This window comes from Mesonia sp. K4-1 (genome assembly GCF_008017825.1).
In the GTDB taxonomy this organism is placed as follows: Bacteria; Bacteroidota; Bacteroidia; order Flavobacteriales; family Flavobacteriaceae; genus Mesonia.
The window spans coordinates 99341-121273 of sequence record NZ_VRLS01000040.1 but is presented as its reverse complement, the minus strand read 5'-3'; the positions used below and the strand labels follow the sequence as shown (position 1 = coordinate 121273).

Below are 21933 nucleotides of genomic sequence, written 5' to 3'. Positions count from 1 at the left end.
ATTATGAAATACGCAAATAAATCTCTAGCTCTAGTTGTCGCGGTTGCCTTTTTATTAACTGGATGTGACGCTATAAAAAATGCTAATAATACTCAAAAAGGTGGTGCCATTGGTGCTGGTGGAGGAGCTGTAATTGGCGGTGTAATAGGTAATAATGTAGGTGATGGAAATAATACTGCTTTGGGTGCCATTATTGGTGGTGTCGTTGGTGGTGCTGCAGGAGCTTACATTGGTAATAGAATGGATAAGCAAGCGCAAGAAATTGAAAACGAAATTCCTGGTGCAGAAGTGACTAGAGTAGGAGAGGGAATTAGTGTAACATTTGATGAAAATAGTGGTGTTTACTTTGATACCAATAAATCTGGTGTAAATGCAAAATCTCAAGAAACTTTAAATACCCTTATCGGAATTTTTAAAGAATATCCTAATACAAACGTATTAGTTGAAGGACATACAGATAATACAGGAAGTGAAGAATACAACCTTACTCTATCTAAGAAAAGAGCACAATCTGTAACTAATTACTTAACCTCAAGCGGTCTTTCTTCTGGAAGATTTACTACCAAATGGTACGGAGAAACTCAGCCAAAATATGATAACAATACGGTTGACGGAAGAGCAAAAAACAGAAGAGTTGAATTAGCTATTGTTGCTAATGAAGAACTTAAAGAAGAAGCAAAACAACAGTCAGGGAACTAGTAGGATATAAATTATACTTTATCATTAAAACCCACTCATTACATAAGTGGGTTTTTTGTGTCTAATTGCTTTATTTAAACTAAGTGAACTCCTTTAAAATATTGCTCAGACAGTTAAATCCAAATTTTTGATTGAATCTTATTTACGTTATAGTTCTTATGTTTCCAAATCTTTGATTGGTTGATCTTAAAAGGTATAAAGTCTTAGAACAATATAAGACTAAATAATGAATAAAATTGATACTCTTAAAGTTAGGAGATCTCAATTTAATATACAGTAGAACTAAAGCAAAGTTGAATCCATAAAAAAGGTCTTGTAATTACTACAAGACCTTTTCTTAATTAAATATGCGTTACAACTAATGCGTTTGCATTTTCTCTTTTCTCTTTTGAAGCTGAGTTTTTATCTCATTTGTACATTTACTAATTGCCATATCAAAATTCTCTTCATTTGCAGAGGCAAATACTAAAGGACCTGGTAAACTTAGTTTAATTTCACAAATTCTACCTTCATCTGTTGATGATGAATTTTCAGTTTTAAAGTAAACTTCGGCACCAACTAAAAAATCAAATCTGGTTTTTAATTTATTGATTTTTTCTGTTACAACTTCTTCTAAGCGTGTACTCGCTTTTACGTGTACATAATTAAAATTTATATCCATAGTTAAGTTTTTTGTTACCTCTAAGATACATCTATAATGACATTTTTCCTAACTATTTAATAGTCTTTTAGTAAAAATTTGGTAATAAACGAGAGATACTATTTCTTTTCGATTTCTCCAGTATCTGGCTTAAATAGCTTAGATATGTCGGCTGTTTTGCTAGCTTGTAAAGCTTTTTCTCCTCTAATTGCAATTGGATAAACAAGCGTCTCTGGATGATTTTCTAAAACCTTCATTGCATCGTGATCTTCTAAACTCACTTTAGTATCGCCATACTTATTTTTGAAAGTAGGATGGTCTTGCTGTATTAAATCAAAAACATTTTTACCAAGCATTTCTGCAATTTCTGCCCACTCGGTTCCTGTGATTTTAGTCTCTTTTAAATCTATCGTTAAAGCCTTTGCATCTGAAGCTTCGGCTTGTGCTCTACATTGTTTACCCAATTCACTATCAGAATGGAATAAAACGAGTAATTGTCTTTCACTTTTGGCTAGTATGCTCATATCCATATTTTGTGTTTTATCTACAATAACGTAGAAATCTTGTATCTTTCCTAAACATTTATAATACCATTAAGATTTAATTTTTACCTAAATAATATTTTAAACCTAAATTAAAGTTATTAGAGTAGAAATTTTCTAACGTATAAAATTCCGCATTAGCGTTAATAGAAAATCTAGAAGTAACAGGAAGTTTTAAATTACCAATGTAGCGCTGAAAACTATCTGAGTAAGTATCTATAAAAGCGCTAGCATCCAAATTCAATTCAATGCCTGTTGTTTCATTTTTTAAAGTGTAAGTTAATCCCAATCCTCCAAATAAACGTTCTTTAGTACTCCAATAAGGATATCCATCTTCTCTGTTGGTGTTTCCTAACGTACCCGAAATTTCTGAATAGGGTGTAAAGCTATGATCTTTTTGCCATAAAAAGCTTTTACTAAATTTTCCCGTAAGTGTTGCATCTAAAACTCCGTCACTGTAATAATTGGTTTCTAAGTTAGCAATCCCGGTATAATTTTTCTTAAGTGTGAGTTCTTCATAAATATTTAATTGAGTCTGATAAATATTTAAACTATAAGCTGGTCCGGTAATAGCAGGCTGTACTAATAATTGAGCCGAACTGTATAAACTATCTTTAGCATAGCTTACATTTGCAGAGGCCATGACAAAAACGTCATTTTTTTGATCTATTTGCGCTCCTAAGCTACCACTATAATTTATTTTACTTTCTCTTTCCTTTCTTTTAAAAGAATATTCTGCTCCGTATAAATAATGATTAATATCTTCTGGATGATTAGTTTTTAGATGATAAGCATTGAACTGAGTTACCCCAACTTTATGAGTGTTTAAACTTCTATCTCTAAACCCATAAACTACTTTATTACCCAATGTGGTGGGTTCTAACCTGTCGGCTACAAGAACCGATGTAGTTTCTATAAAATCATTTTCATTTTTAATCACTTCCCTCTTTATTTTTTTTGCTACTTGGGGTTGAATAAATTGGGATAATTCTTTAAAAGATATTTTTGATTTTTACTGGAAGCATATATTACATCTTTATTTAAAAGATCTTGGTACTTTAATTTTGTAGGTGAGTTTGGTAAATCATTGACCCATTTCCAAGCGTTTACTATATCTCCTTCTCCTAAATAATAATCTATAAGCATAACATTTGCTTTTGTTTTATCTGGATTAGTGTCTTCCATAGATTTTATCACTAATTCTATAGCTTCAATATTCCCTAATTCTTGATACCAAATAAGTTGATCAATTACATAAAAATCCTCTACACAATGAGACCACTCTAAAGCTTTTCTATGAGTCCCTGTTTCCGCGAAAGAGTAAGCTATATCTTGTTGAAGCGAAGAGGATAGCTGTAAAGTACAAGGCTTATTATTAATAAGCTCTCGCAGTGCTTGTCTAGGTTTGTTATAAAGTAAATATTCTACATATTTAGGATAATTGGTTTCTTTTAAGAAATCAAATTCTCCCGTTTGTATACGCCAATTTTCAATATTTTCTTGATTAATTGTAGTGCATTTAGACCAAGCCACGGCCTTTGAATATTCTTCATTATCGGCGTAAAGCCAAGTGATATTTTCTGCTAAGAATGAATAATTTTTAGCACAAGGAGAAAGATCTTTTATAAGGTCTAAAAATGCCGAAGGATAATTATAAGAAAGTTCATCTAATAAATTTTTGGTCTTATTGTGCTTCGAACTATCTTTTAATAAATTGGTTATACTTAAAATTGAGATTGGTTGATCCTGGTAATAAACGCCAAAATTTGCCAAATAAGTGAGTTGCAAAAGGGTATTTGTAGGGTATTTATTTAGCTGAAGCTGAAGCCATACTTTTGCTACCTCCTTATTGGGAAAAGCCTCTTTTTCACTTATAGAAATACTAACGTTTATTAACTCTTTACTGGGACCAAAATTTTGTAATTGTATATGTAAAGTCTCCCATATTTCAGGGCTTTTACCTTGCCACCCTAAATAGGTATATAAATCTAATAACTCTTTTTTAGAGGCTTTTTTAGCCTTTAGTGTTTGCTTAAGATGATAAATAGCTAAGGGTACATTTCCTTCAGCCAAATATTTTTCGGTTAAAGTATTATAGCTATTTTCTTGACTGAAGAGATTTTTACTTTTAAATGCTAAATATTCTTTATAAAGCTTTAATTTTTTACTCCTTTTTAATTGCCTTGGCGGAAGTTTTAACTGAGCATTAGACGTTTTAATTTGAAATAGAAATCCTTCTAAAAATGGAGTCTTAGAAAACTGCAGGTTATTATTTTTGAGAAAATGTTCTGTTTTGGCAGTATTTTTCTTTTTTACATAATTAAACCAATATTGATCGTTTTCTAAAGTTTCTACATTGCTTACCAAATGAAAATCTTTACAAATTTCTCTATTATAAGATTGTTTTTGCCAATTTTGAGTATTCATCGCTCCTTGGTGAACAGTGACAAAATCTAAAAGTGGAAAGACACCTTGAATTTCTTTTAAATAATTTTCGAATCTAGGAAGTAAACCGGGAGAGCCGTCTTTAGAAATTTTCCATCCGTAGTTTTCTTTATTTCTATATTCATAATTTCCGGCAGCAGCTATACCGTCTTCACTTTTAATTTGGTACACATCATCTGGATGAATAAAGTGATTCCATATTCCTGTATATAAAAAAAGAGATTGCGCATTAAATTGTTCGTCCCCATCCATTACATAACCGCTAGAAATTCTAGGAAAATTATAGAAATGATCGTTATAAGGTTCTACAGCAAACTCTCTATCACCTCCGTCTTTAAAATTTCCTAAGTAAAGACTACAATTGTACTTTATAGACTTAAAAGCTTCTTGTAACGCCTGAAAACCAATACTGTCTATTGTGTTTGAGGGTGGTACATAAGTGACAGGCAATTTACCATACCTACTTCCTTTCCATCGTTTTTTAGCAGTTTTTAAACCTAACTCCATATATTTTTGGTTAGGCCAGTCAGTTTTTACCAGAGATTGATGATTATAACCATGCAAAGCAAGTTCGTGACGGTTACTTTTAAACGACTCCATTAAAATATCTGAAGTATATTTTTTGATTCCATTTTTTTCGGAATAGGACAACTCCCATTCCGAAAACAAAAAAGGAGGTTCAGTTTTGTTACGGTAATCAAAGCAAACATAAGCAGAGTAATCTAATTTATATTTATCTGCCAAAGCAAGCATATCTGGCCACCATATTTTATTATAATATTGTTTTTGAGTAATTCCCATTTCAGATTTTATAGGTTCACTCAAAATAGGATAGAGTGGAGCAGGGAAATCGTCTAAAGCAATGGTGGCTACATTAGCAATGGGATAGGCAATGTTTTCTAGTCCGCTAAGAATAGCTGCAAAAAGTAAACCGCGATCTTGCTTTTCTAGTTCTCCATATTTATTAAAAAGAATAACATTCCCAGTATTTAGTTTATTCTCAACAATGACAGGATAATTATCATCATTAAATGCGGTTACGAGAACAGAAATGTTATCTTTAAAACTTTCTCTTGTAAAACCAACGTGAGTTTGTTTATTATTAGTCTTTTTTCCTTTTAAATTAGGTAAAAAATCAGTTTTAAAATGATATCCTAGAGCAGATGTATTATAGGTTAATTCTCCCTCTTTTTTTATTCCGCTAAGGTATTTTAAAAGCTTTGAGTCATCTAAAGTAGCAAATACCACTGTTCCTCCATTTTCTATAAAAGCAATGGTTTTCTTTATGGCTTGTTCAGAAAAAAATTCTGTGCCAAAAAAAACAAGAACTCTTAGTTGTGCGGGTATCTTTTCTGCTGAATTATATTCATTACCCGTAATAAATCTATGTGGAATTTTAGCATATTCTAAAGTTTTTGAAAATTGCTTACTTGAAAGTAAGTTTTTCTTAGAGGAGCTATTTTTTACAAATGCGACCAAAGGGCTATTAATAGACTCTAGATCTGGTGAGAAATCTTGATCATCCTGGTCTGCTTGGCAACTAACTAAAAAAGAAAGTGCAAGAAGAAAAATAAATTTGTAAGCTATATAAAATTGCTTCATATGTATTAAAAAAGTAACTCTCTTACGTGAGACTGTTTAGGTTCATTTATGATTTCATAAACGCTTACTAAACTGTTTTTATAAAATATACGAATATTTCTCCCTCTTTGTTTTAAAGTTTGTAAAGCTTTTTCTATTTGAATGCTGTTTTCTCGATCTTTATAATCAAATACCAAAATACTCTTAGGAGGTATAATGCCAGGATTGTTTCTTAGATAAATGAGATCTTCTTTGTTTTTAAAATATTCTAGATCTTGGTTTAAATATTCTGAAAAAAAGTAATTATAGGGAAGAAAAAAATGATTCCCCATACTAATTACTTTAGTTTGCTCATCGTTTACCACTCCATAGGAATAGGGCAAAAGATTATTTTCAATCTTATCATAAGCGGCTAAAACTTGTTCATTTTTAACTTCTTTTCTAAAAGGGATTTTCGCAATAGTATCGTCATATAAATAGAAAAGGACCAAACCACTTATCGATAAACTTAGCAATAACTTTACAGCGATAAATTCTCTTTTAGGCTTAATAATAGCTTTAGTAAACATACCAAGCAAGTATAAAGAAATACCAACCATAACAGGAATAAAAACTGTTAATGCTTGATTTAACAAATCTAAATCAATAAAATCTACTTTATATATTGCGGCTAAGAGTAATAAATCCAATTGAATCAATAATACCAATATAAAACTCCATTTTTTAATGTTTTTTACAGCAAAAGGTAAAACTAATGCAGTTAAACTACAGGCGAGATATCCATAAACTAACAATAATTCGTTTATAGGAACTGCTAATTGCGGAGTGTAAGTGTAAGTATTGTAAGCATAAATATTAGAAGCTATAAAATTGAGAAAATCTTGCCCCAATACTAAACTTGCCACATAATGCATTAAAAATATAAAAACGGTTGAAATAGAATAGGCATAAAATGATTTTCGAATGTATACATCTTTATACCTTAACAAAAAGCTTAATAAAACTATTGGGAATAATACATAGATCGCAACAAAGAGATTTATTAAGAAAGTAGCTGTAAAAATATAAATCATCCATCTAAAATATGTCGATATTTTTCCTTTCAGTATTTTAGGAGAATGAATAAACAGGATAGCGGGTAAACCGATTATTAAAGCTAAAAACACAGATTTATGCATAGTAGATAAATCTATATTAATAGGCAGAAACATATAAAAAAATATAAAAAATAGACTTGAACTTAAAGCAGGAAAGAAAGACCTATTAAAAGATCTATAGCAAAACCAAAAAATAACTAAAGCTAGAATTGCTACTTCTATAAGTCCAAAAGATTCTAAAGCAATACTATCACTAAGTCCTGTAAGAGTTCCGTAAAGATTAATTAATAAAAATTCTCCTGTCATGGAACCAGAATGAAAAAACCATACTTGCTCAGAAAGCTCTTTCATTCTAGATAAGTCTTTATACCAAATGTCTGATAATGCATACCGGTCAAATCTATAAAAGTATAGCCGAGAGAAAAAACCTAAAATTGCCATAAGAAATCCTATACCCATTTGCCAATAAATATGAGTAATACTTAATTTTTGCTTGGGGTTTTTAGCAGTTTGTAAAGCCGCTCGTTTCTCCTTAATTTTTTTAAAGCTAATGAGAGGTTGCTTATTTTCAATTGCTTTTACAATATAAATTAGAGATCTGGTCTTTATTATTTTTAACTGGGTTCTTAAAGGGCTTTTTCTATTCAAATTTAAAAAAATAAGAAGCATAAAACCCCAAATAATGGCGAGTAGGATAAATGAATCGTAAGCATTTAACTGAGTAAGAAGAAAACCTGTAATAATAATTACACTCAAAAAAGTAACCAGCCTTGGGATTAAATAATCAAACCCAAATTGAGATTGCTTTTTTGCAGAAACAATTGTTTTTATCACAAATATAATGATGCAAAAACCAATGATTCTCAGTGCACCAATAAATACAGATTCTAAATATAGCATGCCATTAATCTAATGTTTTGGGTATATCTTGTAAATCTATATTACCAATAAAATAAGGCCAGCCTGTTGGTTTTACTCGTTTAGCTACCTTTTTAAATAAAGGTTTAGTAATCGCATATTCTATTAAAATGACAGGGATATCATATTTCTTATGAATACTTTTCAGTTCACTTAGCATTTCCCTAAATTCCTTTTCCTTTCTAAGTCTATAATTATTTTTATCAAAATCGTAATTGGTAGCAATAGATTCAATGGCTATAAAATCTATATAAGGGTTGGTTTCTTCCGTAATAAGTAACCCCGCATTTTGCATGAGTTTTTTACTGGGATATAACTCTTTTATTTCCTTTAGGAAATGAATAAGACTCTCTTTTTTTTCAGGAGTTGGACCGTAAATAGTGTAATTATCAATATTGTCTAAAAACATGCCATCATACCCTTGTACTTCTAAATTGTAAATAAATTCTTTCTTTAAAGCTGCATAAGTTTCTTTGTTTTCAATATCGATAACGTAACTGTTCCAGATTTCATTTTTCTCTAAAACATAGGGTTCAATTTTATTATAAAGAATCCCATCTTTATTTACTTCTCCTAAACTAATGTAAGCAAATACATAAGTGTTATTTTGTTTTAAAATATGGATATCTTCTCGTGAGAAATGTAAAGATTCTACAATGACATAAGTGTAACCTTTTATTTGTTCGGGATAAAAATCGCCATAACAAAATAGTACTTTTTGTTGATCATTGGTTTGAGCGTTACTCAATTTAGGAAAACTCCAAAAAGCCATAAGTATGAATATGATTTTAATATGCTGCATAATAATAGTAATCTAAATTCTTAAAAAATTTCTTAGTGGTTCTAAAGGTTAACACCATAAAAACAAATGAGCCAACCATCATGCCTATAACACTATATTCATAAGAGAAAATTCGACTTAATAAAGCTCCTACGACCAAGTTAATGACAAATGCTACTATAAGCGAAATAAGAGGTTTTTGATGCTGATTTAAAGTATATAAATATAATACATTCAACATTCCTAAGGTGAGAAATAAATATCCAAAACCTCCTATTACACACACTTTGAGACTCAATGCAGACAATTGCTCATCAAATCCTGCTTTATAGCCCCAAGGTTGAGTAATTATTAAATATAAAAAAGTAGCTATAATGATACTGCTGATAAAAAATGTTTTTAACTGATTTTTATAGAGTTTATATAATTTAGAATTAAACTTTTCGATTTCTTGATACTTCAACTTTCGTTGATAATACTCCATAAACCGATTGAAGGATACAATACTATATTCCAATACGCCAGCTAGCAAGAAGAATACCAAAATGGCCAAATCCATACCAATTTCATAATCTTTTTCGTAATAAATAATATACGGTAAATTGGTGTTTAGAGTAGAAGACCAAGCTATAATTCTATCTAAAAAAACAAATAGATACAAGAGAATACCGTAAAAGAAATAATCAAAATTGCGGTAAATCGCCAACATAATTTTCGGCTTCTCATTCGTATAAGCTTCTTTATTTTCTATAGTCTTTTTAAAGAAGTAATTAAGGTAAACAATGGCTATAGTTATAGAGACTAAAATTCCTATCCAATGGATAAAATAAACATGTAATAGTGTAAAAAAATATAATAATAAACTAGTAGTAGAACCCGAAAGAATTGAGACACTAATCATCCAGCGTTGCTTAATCGTGTATAATGGTGCAATAAATAACAGTAAAGCTCCTATAAAAAAAGCATATACAAATACTATTAAAAGGAATAAAAAAGGATATAAATGAATAAAAAAGTTGAAGATTAAGGCGATTATAAAGAGGAAGAGAATAGATTTGAGTCCCATTTTAATAATTCCTAATACGGCATATTTGGTCATATGAAAATCACTATTATACCAGTAAAAGGAAACCTGTTTCCCTATTACTTGTACAAAACCTCCAGTTGTTATTAAACCTAAAATAACTCCCAATACTACCGCTGTAGATTGTAGTCCATTAAAACCGTCATAAGTCCATAGAGAAAAACCAAAAACGATAATGGTAAATATTTGAAAAAAAACTGGGAATAAATGAATAAGTCCAGTGCTATAATCTTTAATAAATAACTTGTTCCTTACAGTGATGTAGCTAGAAACTCTAATTATTTCCTCGTCTTTTTGTTCTAATTGCTTTTGTTTACTGTTTTTTAGATTGGCATAAGCAGGGGAGTCCAGAAGCTCAAAAATGTAAATAGCTAAATCTAAAATAGAAGAGTAGCCATAATCTTCTTTTACATCGACATCTCTAATCCCCAGCGATTCTATTGTTGCGGCGACTGCAAACTTATTAACGGGTTTTCCGTTAAGGTCTTTAATTTGGTGAATTAAATCTTCTAAATTTAGACTTGGATTACTCATATTCTTTCTCTAGAGCCTAATTGATCATAAATAAGTTCATATTCGTCTATTAGATTTTCTAAGGTAAAATGTTCCAAAACTCTATCTCTACATTTTAATCCCATAGAACCTCTTAAGTTCTCATCTTTTAATAACTTAATAACAGCTTCCCCAATTTGTTGATAGTTTTTGGGTTTACAAATAATTCCTGTTTCTTCATTTAAAGCTTCACTCACACCACCCACATCTGTAGCTACAACAGGTATCCCACAACTCATAGATTCTATAACCGTGTATGGAAAACCTTCAGAAATAGAAGTTAAAATAGAAATATCTCCTTCAGGAAATATTAAATGCGGATTGCTTTTAGGTCCCATAAACTTAAAGTTATTCTCTAAATCTAAATCTTTGATCAAACTTTTACAAGAACTTGTATATTCTGGTACCGCTTTATCATCTCCATAAACGAGAAACTGTACTTTCGGGATTTCTTTTACCACTACAGCGCAAGATCTAATCATTGTGTGAATGTCTTTGAGGTCAAACACTCTTGCTAAAGCTACTACCGTGGGAGGCTGATTTTTTTTCTCAGGAAGATCTAAAGGTTTAAAAACATCTTTGTCTACAGCATTATAGATCACTTTAAGTTTGTTTTCATCTGCTCCGTAAAGTTTTTCCCATTTTTGATTGAATTTATTTACCGAAGCTATAACTTCAGATTTATGGTAAGCCAGTCGAGCAATGGTTTCAGAAAATTTAATCAGTAAATTCTTTAAAAAATAAGGATAACCCGATTGATTGATAGCCAACAAGCGCTCTCTTATAAAAACGCCATGCTCTGTCACCATAATTTTAGAACGATGCTTATAATGGGCAATTAAAGCAGGAATAATAGCAAAACCGCTAATGGTTAAATGACAAATATCTACTTTAGGAACATCGACTATAGCCAACGGAATTAGAAATCTATAAATCCAACGAAGGCCAATACTCAAATCAAATAGAGTCGCATTGGAGTTTCGTTCTTCAACAATAGCTTCAGATAAAATCTTTACATAAGTATCCCAAGTAGGTTTACTTTGCATCGTTTTCTTAAAGTCATAATCTTCAAAATATAACCAAAGCTCATAAAACAAATTATCTAAAAGCAGCATATCTTGCTCTTCGCTATATATAACTTCTAACAACGCTTCAAAATAAGGAATAAAACGTTCTGTTACCACCTCATCAGAAGTCCATTCTTTTCTTCCTACCGTTTTATAATACTCATCGCCATAACTTATATAATCATAAGGTTCATCTGGCGTCCATAACGGAACTTGTATAATATCTTTTATATTCGGACTTAATTCATACTTGGGTTTACTTTCAAACACCGCGTTGACTGAATATAAGTAAAAATCAGCATTTTTAATTTCATTACAAAGCGTTTGGCACCAAGTAGAAACACCACCTCCGTTAAACGGAAAAGTACCTTCAGCAATAAGCATCACTTTGTTTTTCTTCATAAATGAAAATAGTTAGAAAGAGTAAAGATATAATACTTAACGTAAACCAATAGTTTTGAGATTTTAATTATTAACGGTGTTGGTGCAAACATTTCGTTTAACTTTGCAAAAAAAAGAGAAATGAATACATTTTTAGAATTAGGAGTAGATAGTAACTTAGTTAAAGGCTTAAAAGAGCTAAATATCATTAACCCAACTCCAATTCAAGAGGAAGCAATTCCTTTATTATTAAACAGTGAAACCGATTTTATTGGTTTAGCACAAACGGGTACAGGTAAAACCGCAGCTTATGGTTTACCTATCTTACAAAAAATTGATACCGAAAAACCACAAATACAAGCGCTAATATTATCTCCTACACGAGAGTTGGTGCTCCAAATAAAGAAGCAGCTTTTTAAGTTTACGAAATACTCCGAAAATAAAATCTTTACGGAAGGGGTTTATGGGGGAGAAAAAATAGACATTCAAATTAGAAATCTAAAACGTCCTACACATATTGTTGTGGCTACACCTGGAAGACTCGTAGATCTAATGGAACGTGGAGATATTAAATTAACCAACGTAAAAACTCTCATTTTAGACGAGGCCGATGAAATGTTGAGTATGGGCTTTAAAGACGATTTAAATAAAATTTTAAAGCAAACGGGAAGACAAAAGTCTACTTGGTTATTCTCAGCCACCATGCCAGAAGGAATTCAGCAGATCGTGAAAAAATATATGTCTCCTCAAGCAGCGCGTGTAGAAACCAATAAAAAGTCGATTATTAATGAAAATATTACTCATCAGTTTGTAAGAGTTTCAAGAGATACCAAAGACTCAGTTCTTATCAATCTCCTGGATTCTAGAAAACAAGAACGCGGGATTATTTTTACCCGTACCAAAGCTAATGCACAGCAAGTGACCAAGCTGCTTAAAGAGGAAGGATTTTCTGTTGAAGCCCTAGAAGGGAATATGCAGCAAAAAGAGCGTGAAAAAGCTATGCGTGCCTTTAAGAATGAAAGCATCCAATTTATGGTTTCAACCGATGTTTCTGCTCGTGGGATCGATGTTCAAGATTTAGGTTTTGTAGCTCATTATCAATTACCAGATCAATTAGAGTATTATACACATAGAAGTGGTAGAACGGCAAGAGCAGGAAAAACAGGTTTTTCTATCGCCTTAGTTCTTCCTCATGAAATAGAATTGATGAAAGAAATTTCAAAAAAATTAGATATTAATTTCGTTGAAAAGAGGTAATTCTCTTATTGAAGTAATGCATTTTAAACGTATAAAAATCAGGAAATTATTTTTAGTCTCCTGATTTTTCTATTACCGCCAGAGCTAAACGAATACTATGGTATGGGACTTGCTCTTCAAAATACTCAAAGTAAGGTTTTAGACCCTCGGGTGATTTTAATTCCGTTTTAGCTTTTTTAATTTTTTGAACCACTTCTTGAGTCACATAATTATAAATTGGGATGTCTTTCCCTTCGGCATATAATTTTGCTAAGTGAGAGTAAATGGTAGTTTCGCTTAAATTTCTTTCTTTAGAAATTACTGCTATAGATTTTTTTTCTTGTAAAAGCTTAAGGGTTTTAAGGTAAGTATCTCCTTTTTTCTTTTTCTTCTTAGGTTTAGATTTAAGATATTCTTTTACTACAGCAATAAATTCGTCTCCGTAAACTTCTAGTTTACGCTGACCTACACCACTAATTTTCACAAATTCGCTCTCACTTAGGGGACGTTCTCTTTCAATTTCTTTTAAGGTAGCATCATTAAACACTAAGTAAGCGGGTATGTTCTCTTCTAAAGAAATTTGATATCGCAATTTTCTCAAACGTTCAAAAAGACTATCGGGCTTAGACTTAGTGGTCTCTTTAGCCGCTTTTTGTTGCTTTTCTTTTTGCTCTTTAAGACTTTGTGGTTTAGTTAAAAATACCTTCTCTTTTTCAAATAATACTTTTTTAGAAAAAGCCGTGAGTTGTAAACTATTATGAAGATGAAAAGCAATCTCACAATATCCTTGATTGATTAACTGAGTTAAATAATGTTGCCAGTCTCTCCAAGAAATATCACTCCCAATGCCATAAGTTTTTAGTTGTTGGTAATTCTTCTCTAAGATGACTTGGTTTTGTGCTCCACGCAATACATCGATCACAATTCCTGCTGGAGCCGCTTCTTTAAGTCGAGCAATGCTAGAAAGTAGTTTTTGTGCGATCACCGTCCCGTTAAAAAATTCTGGAGGGTTTTTACATACGTCGCAATTTCCGCAGTTTTCAGCTAATAATTCTCCAAAATAACCCAATAGTATTTTTCTTCTGCAATCGGTAGCTTCAGAAAATTGTGTCATCCTGTCTAATTTGGCATTTTGTAATTCTTCATTACTTGCACCTTCGGTAAAACGCCTTAGCTGAATTACGTCTGCATACGTATGAAAAAGTAAAGCGTGGGAGGGAAGTCCGTCTCTTCCAGCTCTTCCTATTTCTTGATAGTAGCCTTCCAAATTTTTAGGCATATTGTAATGAATCACATACCTAACGTTAGATTTATCGATTCCCATTCCAAAAGCAACAGTAGCACAAACCACTTTAGTTTTATCAAAAATAAAATCTTCTTGAACCTTAGATCGTTGCTCAAAATTTAAACCTGCATGATAGGCGGTAGCTTCAATACCTTTATTTTGGAGTTTTTCTGCTAAAGTTTCGGTTCCTTTTCGGCTTAAGCAATAGATAATTCCCGATTCTCCTTCTCTTTTTTCTACAAATTGAAGTATTTGTGCCACTCGATTAGTCGCTGGTCGCACTTCAATTTCTATATTTTTTCGATCAAAAGAACTGATAAATTGTTGGGCATGCGGAATGTTTAGCTGTTCTACAATGTCTTGCCGCGTAGCTTTATCCGCAGTAGCGGTAAGTGCAATAATAGGAGTTTCTGGAAAAGTTTTCTTTAAAAATCCTAATTGTTGGTAGGAAGGTCTAAAATCGTGACCCCAAGAAGATATACAGTGCGCTTCATCTATAGCGATACAGTTAAAATAAATAGGTTTTAAAATGTCGCTCAAAGCGGAAAGACTCTCGGGAGCTACATATAAGAGTTTTAATTGTCGCTCATACACTTGCTTGATAATGTCTTGTTGTTCCTCACTACTCTGACTGCTATTAAAATAGGCTGCAGCGATCCCATTTGCTTTTAAACCATCTACTTGATCTTTCATCAAGGCGATTAAAGGGGAAATAACCAATGTAGTACCTTCTAATAGCAAAGAGGGAAGTTGATAGCAAATAGATTTACCACCACCCGTAGGCATAATAACCAGAACATCTTCCTTATTTAAAACATGTGTAATAATATCTTCTTGCTGACTTCTAAACGTGTCATAACCGAAGTATTTTTTTAAAGTAGAATAGAGTTGTTCTTTATAGGTTTGGGCAATCATAAAAATATAGAATAAGATTGCAAAGTTAGCTAAAACAAAGCGGATACATATAAAAAAAGCGTCTCCTAATAAGAGACACTTTGCTTTTCCTTATAATTGAAGTATTTAGTTTTTTGTACTATGGTCTTCTTCCAAATCATTGTTGTTTCCACCTTGACTGTAAATATCGTTTTCTTCATCTTTTAATCCAGTAGTTCCTCTGTTTTTCTTTGCTTTATCTGAGTGAGGAACATCTAGATCTTTCCCTTCAAAATCTGGCTTTCTTTTGCGATTTCTTAAGATTTCATCGTCACCACCATCGGTATGCACGTTTTCGTTATTTAAACGTTCTTTTTCTTGCGGTGTAATTTCACTGTTGTAATCCTCTGGCTTATTATTTTTAGTCTTCATAGTTTTTATTTTTAAATTACAGAAAACTCTATGTATCGTCTTAGACTTTAACTTCCTTTAACAGCAAAATCTAAAGAGAACTTTAATAAGATTTCTAGACATCTTTGAGGTAAAACCCGTAATTTTGATAAGCAATTACTTATATTTAAATGGCCAAAAATGATCCGTACGCAGCTTTGCGTTATAAAGAATTTAATATTTTTTTACTGGTAAGATTTGCCATGGTTTTTGCTTGGTCCATGCAATTTATTGTGATAGAATGGGAGGTGTATAGCATTACTAAAAATCCGCTTTCATTAGGAATCATTGGTCTTATGGAAGTTATCCCTGCTGTTTCTTTGGCTTTATTTGCAGGTCATATTGTAGATCAAAAGGAAAAGAAAAATTTACTTTTCAAGTGCCTACTTGGTTTTTCGGTCATTAGTATAGGCTTATTTATTTTAACCTGGCCTAAGATCATTTCGGGCTACGAACAAAACTATATACTATATACTATTTACGGATTGGTTTTCCTTGGCGGAATTGTTCGCGCCTTTATGGGACCTACGATCTTTTCTCTATTTTCATTAATTGTTCCTAAAAAAGTATACCCCAACGCAGCTACTTGGAGTAGTTCGGTTTGGCAAATGGGAGCAGTTCTAGGTCCGGCATTAGCAGGTTTCTCTATACATTGGATAGGCGTTCATTGGTCGATGTGTCTTATTTTTGGATTTTCATTAGTGGCCTTAATCGGTTTATCTCAAATCTCAACAAAACCTATTTTAAATCCTAATATTGGAGAAAATGTATTTAAAAGTCTTCGGGAGGGAGTAAAGTTTGTTTTTAATACCAAAGTAATTCTAGGGGCTTTAACCTTAGATATGATCGCAGTTCTTTTTGGAGGAGCTGTAGCTTTATTACCCGTTTTTGCGCAAGATATCCTAAAAGTCGGCCCCGAAGGTTTTGGAGTTTTACGGGCAGCTCCAGCGGTAGGTGCATTACTCACTATGTTTACATCGGCTTATTTTCCTTTAAATAAAAATGCAGGATTAAAACTCTTATTAGCCGTATTTTTATTTGGAGCTAGTATTGTTACTTTTGGGATGTCTAATATTTTCTGGATTTCTGTAATGGCTTTATTTTTTAGTGGTATCACTGATGGGATTTCTATGGTAATTCGCCAAACCATACTTCAATTGAAGACACCAGACCATATGCGAGGAAGAGTGGCGTCAGTCAATTCTATGTTTATAGGCTCTTCTAATGAGTTAGGTGCTTTTGAAAGTGGCTTAACCGCAAAACTTATGGGCACAGTAACCGCAGTGGTGTTTGGAGGAACAATGACTATGATAACGGTGATAAGTACCGGGGTTTTCTTTCCAAAATTAAGAAAATTAGATTTACAAAAAGAGATGGAGGATCATAACAAAAACAATATGTAAATGAGTAAAATAATATCTCATGTAGAAAAAATAATATCCCTTTCCGATAAGGAAAAAGAAGAATTTCTTAGCATCTTACGACACCTTAGCTTAAAAAAGAAAACACTTCTAATCAGGCCTGGAGAAAAAGTTGAACACGAATATTATATCTTAAAAGGAAGTCTAATCGCTTATTATCTGGACCAAAATGATAACCAACATATCATTCAATTTTCTATAGAAGATTGGTGGATTAGTGATTTCGAGGCTTTCTTTAAAGAAGAACCTGCAAAATTATATGTACAGGCAAATGAAGATTGTGAACTTCTAGCTATTCATAAAGAAGCTTTAGAAACCCTATACCAACGCATACCCTCGTTCGAAAGATTTTTTAGAATAAAAACTACAGGTGCGTTTGTTTCCTTAAGACAACGTATTTTATCTTCTTTACAAAAAAACGGTAAAGAGCGGTATGTAGAATTTTGTAAACAGTATCCCACTATGGAAAAGCGTTTCGCAAACTATCATATTGCCAACTATTTGGGTATTAAAGCAGAGAGTTTAAGTCGCATTCGTAAAGAATTAGCATAGATTAACATTTTTTAACGCTATCACCTAACTTAAGTCAACCTCAAAAACAGGTTATTCTTTCTACATTTGTTTTAAAAAAAAATTGACTATGAAAAAGATTTTATTTGTACTTACAAGCAACGATAAATTAGGAGATACTGGAAATAAAACTGGTTTTTGGATTGAAGAATTTGCAGCTCCATATTACATGTTAAAAGATGCAGGTTATGAGGTAACATTATCATCACCTAAGGGAGGACAGCCTCCTATAGATCCAAGTAGTGAATCTGACGATGCTCAAACAGAAAGCACAAAACGTTTTTATAACGATAAGGAGACACAAGAAACTCTTGCTTCTACACTTCAACTTTCAGAGGTAGACCAAAAAGATTACGATGCTTTGTTTTATCCAGGCGGACACGGAGTTTTATGGGACTTAGTAGAAGATAAAGATTCTAAAGAAATTATAGAAAGTTTTTACAATCACGATAAGCCTGTGTCTTTTGTATGTCATGCTCCAGCGGTTTTAAAAAACATTAAAAATTCTAACGGTGAACCCTTAGTAAAAGGTAAAAAAGTAACTGGGTTTACAAATCAAGAAGAAGATGCGGTTCAGCTTACTAACGTTGTTCCTTTCCTTTTAGAAGATATGCTAATTGAAAATGGGGGAGAGTATAGTAAAATTGAAGATTGGCAACCTTATGCCGTTCAAGACGGATTGTTGATTACAGGTCAAAACCCTGCATCTTCTGAAAAAGTAGCCGATTTACTTATGAAAACTTTAAGCTAAATGAACAAACAAGCATTATTACAAGATTATAACCTTAACGGATTAAAACTACCTAACAGAATAGCTATGGCTCCCATGACACGGAGTAGAGCTACCAATCCAGAAAAAAAAGCTACGGCAGATTTACAAGGTGAATATTATAAGCAGCGATTCTCTGCTGGGTTGTTGATTACTGAAGGGTCTCAAGTCTCAGAAGAAGCTGTAGGTTATGTAAATACGCCTGGTATTTATTTTAAAGAGCAGGTAGAAGGGTGGAAAGAGGTGACGCAAATGGTACACGAAGTTAATGGAAGAATTTTTATTCAACTTTGGCACGTAGGTAGAATGTCTCACCCAGATTTTCATAATGGTAAAAAGCCCTTATCTGCTTCAGCAATTAATCCCAACTCGCAATCGTACACTCCAGATGGTTTTAAAGATACGGTAACACCTAAGGAAATGAGCTTAGAAGATATTAAAAGAACTATTAAAGATTTTGCGAACGCAGGAAAAAATGCGATGGATGCAGGCTTTGATGGGGTAGAAATTCATTCTTCTAACGGATATTTATTTCACCAATTTTTTAATGCCACTTCCAACACGCGAGAAGATGAATATGGAGGAAGTATCGAGAAAAGAGCTAAATTTTTATTTGATGTCATCGATGCGATGAAAGAAGTAATGCCAGAGCAAAAAATAGGATTACGTTTAAATCCCTCTCTTCACGGTATATTTGGAATGGAAATGGACGAGGAAACTATACCTACTTTTGATTATATTGTATCAAAATTGAATAACTATGATTTAGCTTATCTACACTTATCTGAACCTTTTAACGATGTATCGGAAGTTCCTTATGCCGTAGAAGAAATTGCAAAACATTATAGACCTTTATATAAAGGAACTTTAATGATCAATGCAGGGTTTGATCAAGAAAAAGGAAATAAAGTTATTGAAGATGGTGATGCCGATTTAGTAGCTTTTGGTAAACCTTACATTTCCAATCCAGATTTAGTAGAGCGTTTTGAAAAAGGAGTAGAACTATCCAAATGGGATGAAGATACTTTTTACGTTCCTGGTAAAGAAGGTTATTTAGATTACGAAACGAAAGCAAGAACATAAAATATAAAATTATGAGTCAGGTAAAAGCATACGGTGCACAAGATAAAGACGCCGATTTAAAACAAATAGATATTGAACGTCGAGAAGTAAAAGACAAGGACGTTAAAATACAAATTACGTATTGTGGAGTTTGTCATAGTGATATTCACACCGTAAGAAATGATTGGGGAGGTTCTAAATATCCAGTAGTTCCCGGCCACGAAATTATAGGTAAAGTAGTAGAAGTAGGAAACCAAGTTTCTAACTTTAAAGAAGGAGACTTAGTAGGAGTAGGTTGTATGGTTGACTCTTGTAGAGAGTGTGATCCTTGTAAAAATGACCTTGAACAATTCTGCGAAAGCGGAATGGTGGGAACCTATAATGGAAAAGATAAACATTTAGGAGGTCATACCTTTGGGGGATACTCAGAGATGATTGTGGTAGAAGAACATTTTGTCCTCTCTATTCCAAAAAATTTAGATGAAAAAGCAGTTGCACCACTATTGTGTGCTGGTATTACTACCTATTCACCATTACGTCATTGGAATGTACAAGAAGGAGATAAAGTTGGAGTAATTGGCCTTGGCGGATTAGGACATATGGGAATTAAATTAGCACACGCTATGGGAGCTAAAGTGGTTATGATCACTACTTCCCCAAAGAAAGCAGAAGATGCGAAGAGATTGGGTGCAGATGAAGTACTTATTTCTAAAGATGAAGAGGCTATGAAAAAGCATGCTAATTCTTTTGATTTTCTTTTAAATACAGTTCCTGTAAAACATGATATTAATCCTTACTTAGCCTTATTAAAAATTGATGCCACAATGGTCATGGTAGGGGCAATAGAGCCTTTAGAACCTATGCACGGTGGAAGTTTGATTATGGGTAGAAAACGTGTAGCCGGATCTTTAATTGGGGGGATTAAAGAAACCCAAGAAATGTTAGACTTTTGTGGGGAACACAATGTAGTAAGTGATGTAGAAGTGATTGATATGCAGAATATAAATGATGCTTACGAGCGTGTAGTAAATTCTGATGTAAAATATCGTTTTGTTATTGATATGGAATCCTTGAGAAACTAAGTATATTTCATTCTTAATATTTCAAAATAAAGAGAGGCTGTTGATAAGGTGTATACTTTATAGACAGTCTCTTTTTTACTTCTACTATTAAGGAAAATGTAAGGGAGGCCTTAGATTTTTTTGTAGTTTTAGGCTAAAATTATAAAATGTATATTCATCACCTATTAAGCGAAAACTCGGTCGCCAATACTTTTATTAGTGAATTAAGAAATGTAGAGGTACAAAAAGATCAAATGCGCTTTCGCAGAAATATAGAACGTGTAGGAGAAATTTTAAGTTACGAACTTAGTAAAAAACTATCCTACCAGCCTCAAACCATAACAACTCCCTTGGGAGAATCTACCCTTCAAACTATTAAAAATGAGCTGGTCATTTGCTCTATTTTAAGAGCAGGTTTGCCTTTACACCAAGGTTTACTTAATTATTTTGATAAAGCAGAAAATTCTTTTATTTCGGCTTACCGACACCATCCCAATAACGATGATGAATTTGAGATTAAAGTAGAATATTTAGCTTCTCCTTCGTTAGAGGATAAAACTTTAATTTTAGCAGATCCTATGCTAGCTACGGGTCGGTCTTTTGTAAATGTTTTTAAGGCGCTAAAGGATGTAGGTCAGCCTAAAGAAATTCATTTGGTTGCTGTAATTGGTGCAGAAGAAGGTATTCAACTTTTAGAAAAAGAGTTTCCAGAGCATACCCATTTATGGATCGCTACTATAGATCCGCATTTAAATGACAAAGGATATATCGTACCAGGCCTTGGCGATGCTGGCGATTTATGTTATGGCAGTAAAATGCAACATTAATATGGATTATTTTCAGCAGGAAACCGAACGTTTACATTTTAGAAAATTAACCGAAAATGATATTTTTAGCTGGGCAGAATTTTTCGTGAATAACGACCGACTACAATTCTTTAATTTTGATCTATCTAAAAGTAAAGAAACCTTAGCGGAAGAGTGGATTCAACTTCAGTTAAATAGATATAAAAACGGTCAATACGGTCATTTAGCAGCAGAACTTAAAACCGATGGAACGCTTATTGGTTTATCTGGAATTCTTCCTAGAAATCTTGAAGGACAACAAGAATATGAAGTTGCTTATTCTTTAAAACCCGCTTATTGGGGTAAAGGTTATGGCACCGAAATGGCTACTTGTATAAAAAACTTTGGTTTTAAGAACTTAGACACAAAACGTTTAATTTCTATGATATCTATTGGAAATAAAGCTTCTATTCACGTAGCTCAAAAGAACGGAATGTCGCTTCTTTTTAATACCCAATATCAAGGTGAAGAGGTACACGTATACGGCGTAACCCATTAAAACTCTCTGGATATTATTAGTTATTAAATTGATTTTTATACCCTAGCAACTAAAATTACCTGGAAAACAGCCAGA

19 protein-coding genes are annotated in these 21933 nt (G+C 32.6%); 9 read left to right on the top strand and 10 right to left on the bottom strand.

All coding sequences use genetic code 11. The features are described 5' to 3' along the window. The first annotated feature begins 3 nt into the window (after positions 1-3). Positions 4-699 (top strand): OmpA family protein, encoded by a 696-nt coding sequence (locus tag FT986_RS06770; protein WP_147864435.1) that lies wholly within the window; start codon positions 4-6, stop codon positions 697-699. Positions 700-1057: 358 nt separating this feature from the next. On the opposite strand, the gene hpf is transcribed toward FT986_RS06770, so the two are convergent. The 8 genes from hpf to pelF all read right to left on the bottom strand — a co-directional run bounded on the left by hpf (position 1058) and on the right by pelF (position 11808). After that, complete coding sequence (gene hpf, locus FT986_RS06765) at positions 1058-1360, bottom strand: ribosome hibernation-promoting factor, HPF/YfiA family (protein ID WP_111540205.1); 303 nt, start codon at positions 1358-1360, stop codon at positions 1058-1060. Between the two features lie 98 nt (positions 1361-1458). After that, the gene (locus FT986_RS06760) at positions 1459-1863 is read right to left on the bottom strand and encodes an arsenate reductase family protein (RefSeq protein ID WP_146240736.1); all 405 of its coding nucleotides are present in this window, start codon (positions 1861-1863) and stop codon (positions 1459-1461) included. 76 nt (positions 1864-1939) lie between these two features. Continuing rightward, positions 1940-2821 (bottom strand): hypothetical protein, encoded by an 882-nt coding sequence (locus tag FT986_RS06755; RefSeq protein WP_147864434.1) that lies wholly within the window; start codon positions 2819-2821, stop codon positions 1940-1942. Positions 2822-2841: 20 nt separating this feature from the next. After that, positions 2842-5928 (bottom strand): DUF2194 domain-containing protein, encoded by a 3087-nt coding sequence (locus FT986_RS06750; protein WP_147864433.1) that lies wholly within the window; start codon positions 5926-5928, stop codon positions 2842-2844. 5 nt (positions 5929-5933) lie between these two features. Next, positions 5934-7904: a hypothetical protein gene (locus FT986_RS06745; protein WP_147864432.1), complete on the bottom strand. Its 1971-nt coding sequence runs from the start codon at positions 7902-7904 to the stop codon at positions 5934-5936. Between the two features lie 4 nt (positions 7905-7908). Further along, entirely contained in the window at positions 7909-8724 is an 816-nt protein-coding gene (locus FT986_RS06740) for an endo alpha-1,4 polygalactosaminidase (RefSeq protein ID WP_147864431.1), read from the bottom strand. Beyond that, positions 8711-10321: an exopolysaccharide Pel transporter PelG gene (gene pelG / locus FT986_RS06735; protein WP_147864430.1), complete on the bottom strand. Its 1611-nt coding sequence runs from the start codon at positions 10319-10321 to the stop codon at positions 8711-8713. The genes FT986_RS06740 and pelG overlap by 14 nt, the downstream gene beginning before the upstream one ends. Beyond that, a complete protein-coding gene (pelF, locus tag FT986_RS06730) occupies positions 10318-11808 on the bottom strand; it encodes a GT4 family glycosyltransferase PelF (RefSeq protein WP_147864429.1) in 1491 nt (496 codons plus the stop codon). The genes pelG and pelF overlap by 4 nt, the downstream gene beginning before the upstream one ends. Positions 11809-11928: 120 nt before the next feature. On the opposite strand from pelF, the gene FT986_RS06725 reads away from it, so the two are divergent. Beyond that, positions 11929-13044, top strand: a complete 1116-nt coding sequence (locus FT986_RS06725) for a DEAD/DEAH box helicase (RefSeq protein WP_147864428.1) — start codon at positions 11929-11931, stop codon at positions 13042-13044. A gap of 52 nt (positions 13045-13096) precedes the next feature. On the opposite strand, the gene recQ is transcribed toward FT986_RS06725, so the two are convergent. After that, positions 13097-15223, bottom strand: a complete 2127-nt coding sequence (gene recQ / locus FT986_RS06720) for a DNA helicase RecQ (RefSeq protein WP_147864427.1) — start codon at positions 15221-15223, stop codon at positions 13097-13099. Positions 15224-15328: 105 nt separating this feature from the next. Beyond that, entirely contained in the window at positions 15329-15613 is a 285-nt protein-coding gene (locus FT986_RS06715) for a hypothetical protein (RefSeq protein WP_147864426.1), read from the bottom strand. A 149-nt stretch (positions 15614-15762) separates the two neighbouring features. Between FT986_RS06715 and FT986_RS06710 the strand changes: the two genes are divergently transcribed. The 7 genes from FT986_RS06710 (at position 15763) to FT986_RS06680 (ending at position 21858) form a co-directional block, all read left to right on the top strand. After that, entirely contained in the window at positions 15763-17034 is a 1272-nt protein-coding gene (locus tag FT986_RS06710; protein ID WP_147864425.1) for an MFS transporter, read from the top strand. Further along, a complete protein-coding gene (locus tag FT986_RS06705; RefSeq protein ID WP_147864424.1) occupies positions 17035-17604 on the top strand; it encodes a Crp/Fnr family transcriptional regulator in 570 nt (189 codons plus the stop codon). A gap of 88 nt (positions 17605-17692) precedes the next feature. Further along, positions 17693-18373, top strand: a complete 681-nt coding sequence (locus tag FT986_RS06700) for a type 1 glutamine amidotransferase domain-containing protein (protein ID WP_147864423.1) — start codon at positions 17693-17695, stop codon at positions 18371-18373. After that, a complete protein-coding gene (locus FT986_RS06695) occupies positions 18374-19474 on the top strand; it encodes an alkene reductase (RefSeq protein WP_147864422.1) in 1101 nt (366 codons plus the stop codon). Positions 19475-19485: 11 nt separating this feature from the next. Then, on the top strand, positions 19486-20535 hold the full coding sequence (locus tag FT986_RS06690) for an NAD(P)-dependent alcohol dehydrogenase (RefSeq protein WP_147864421.1): 1050 nt from the start codon (positions 19486-19488) through the stop codon (positions 20533-20535). A gap of 146 nt (positions 20536-20681) precedes the next feature. Then, positions 20682-21341, top strand: a complete 660-nt coding sequence (gene upp / locus FT986_RS06685; protein WP_147864420.1) for a uracil phosphoribosyltransferase — start codon at positions 20682-20684, stop codon at positions 21339-21341. Then, on the top strand, positions 21319-21858 hold the full coding sequence (locus FT986_RS06680) for a GNAT family N-acetyltransferase (RefSeq protein WP_222706188.1): 540 nt from the start codon (positions 21319-21321) through the stop codon (positions 21856-21858). The genes upp and FT986_RS06680 overlap by 23 nt, the downstream gene beginning before the upstream one ends. Positions 21859-21933: the final 75 nt, after the last annotated feature.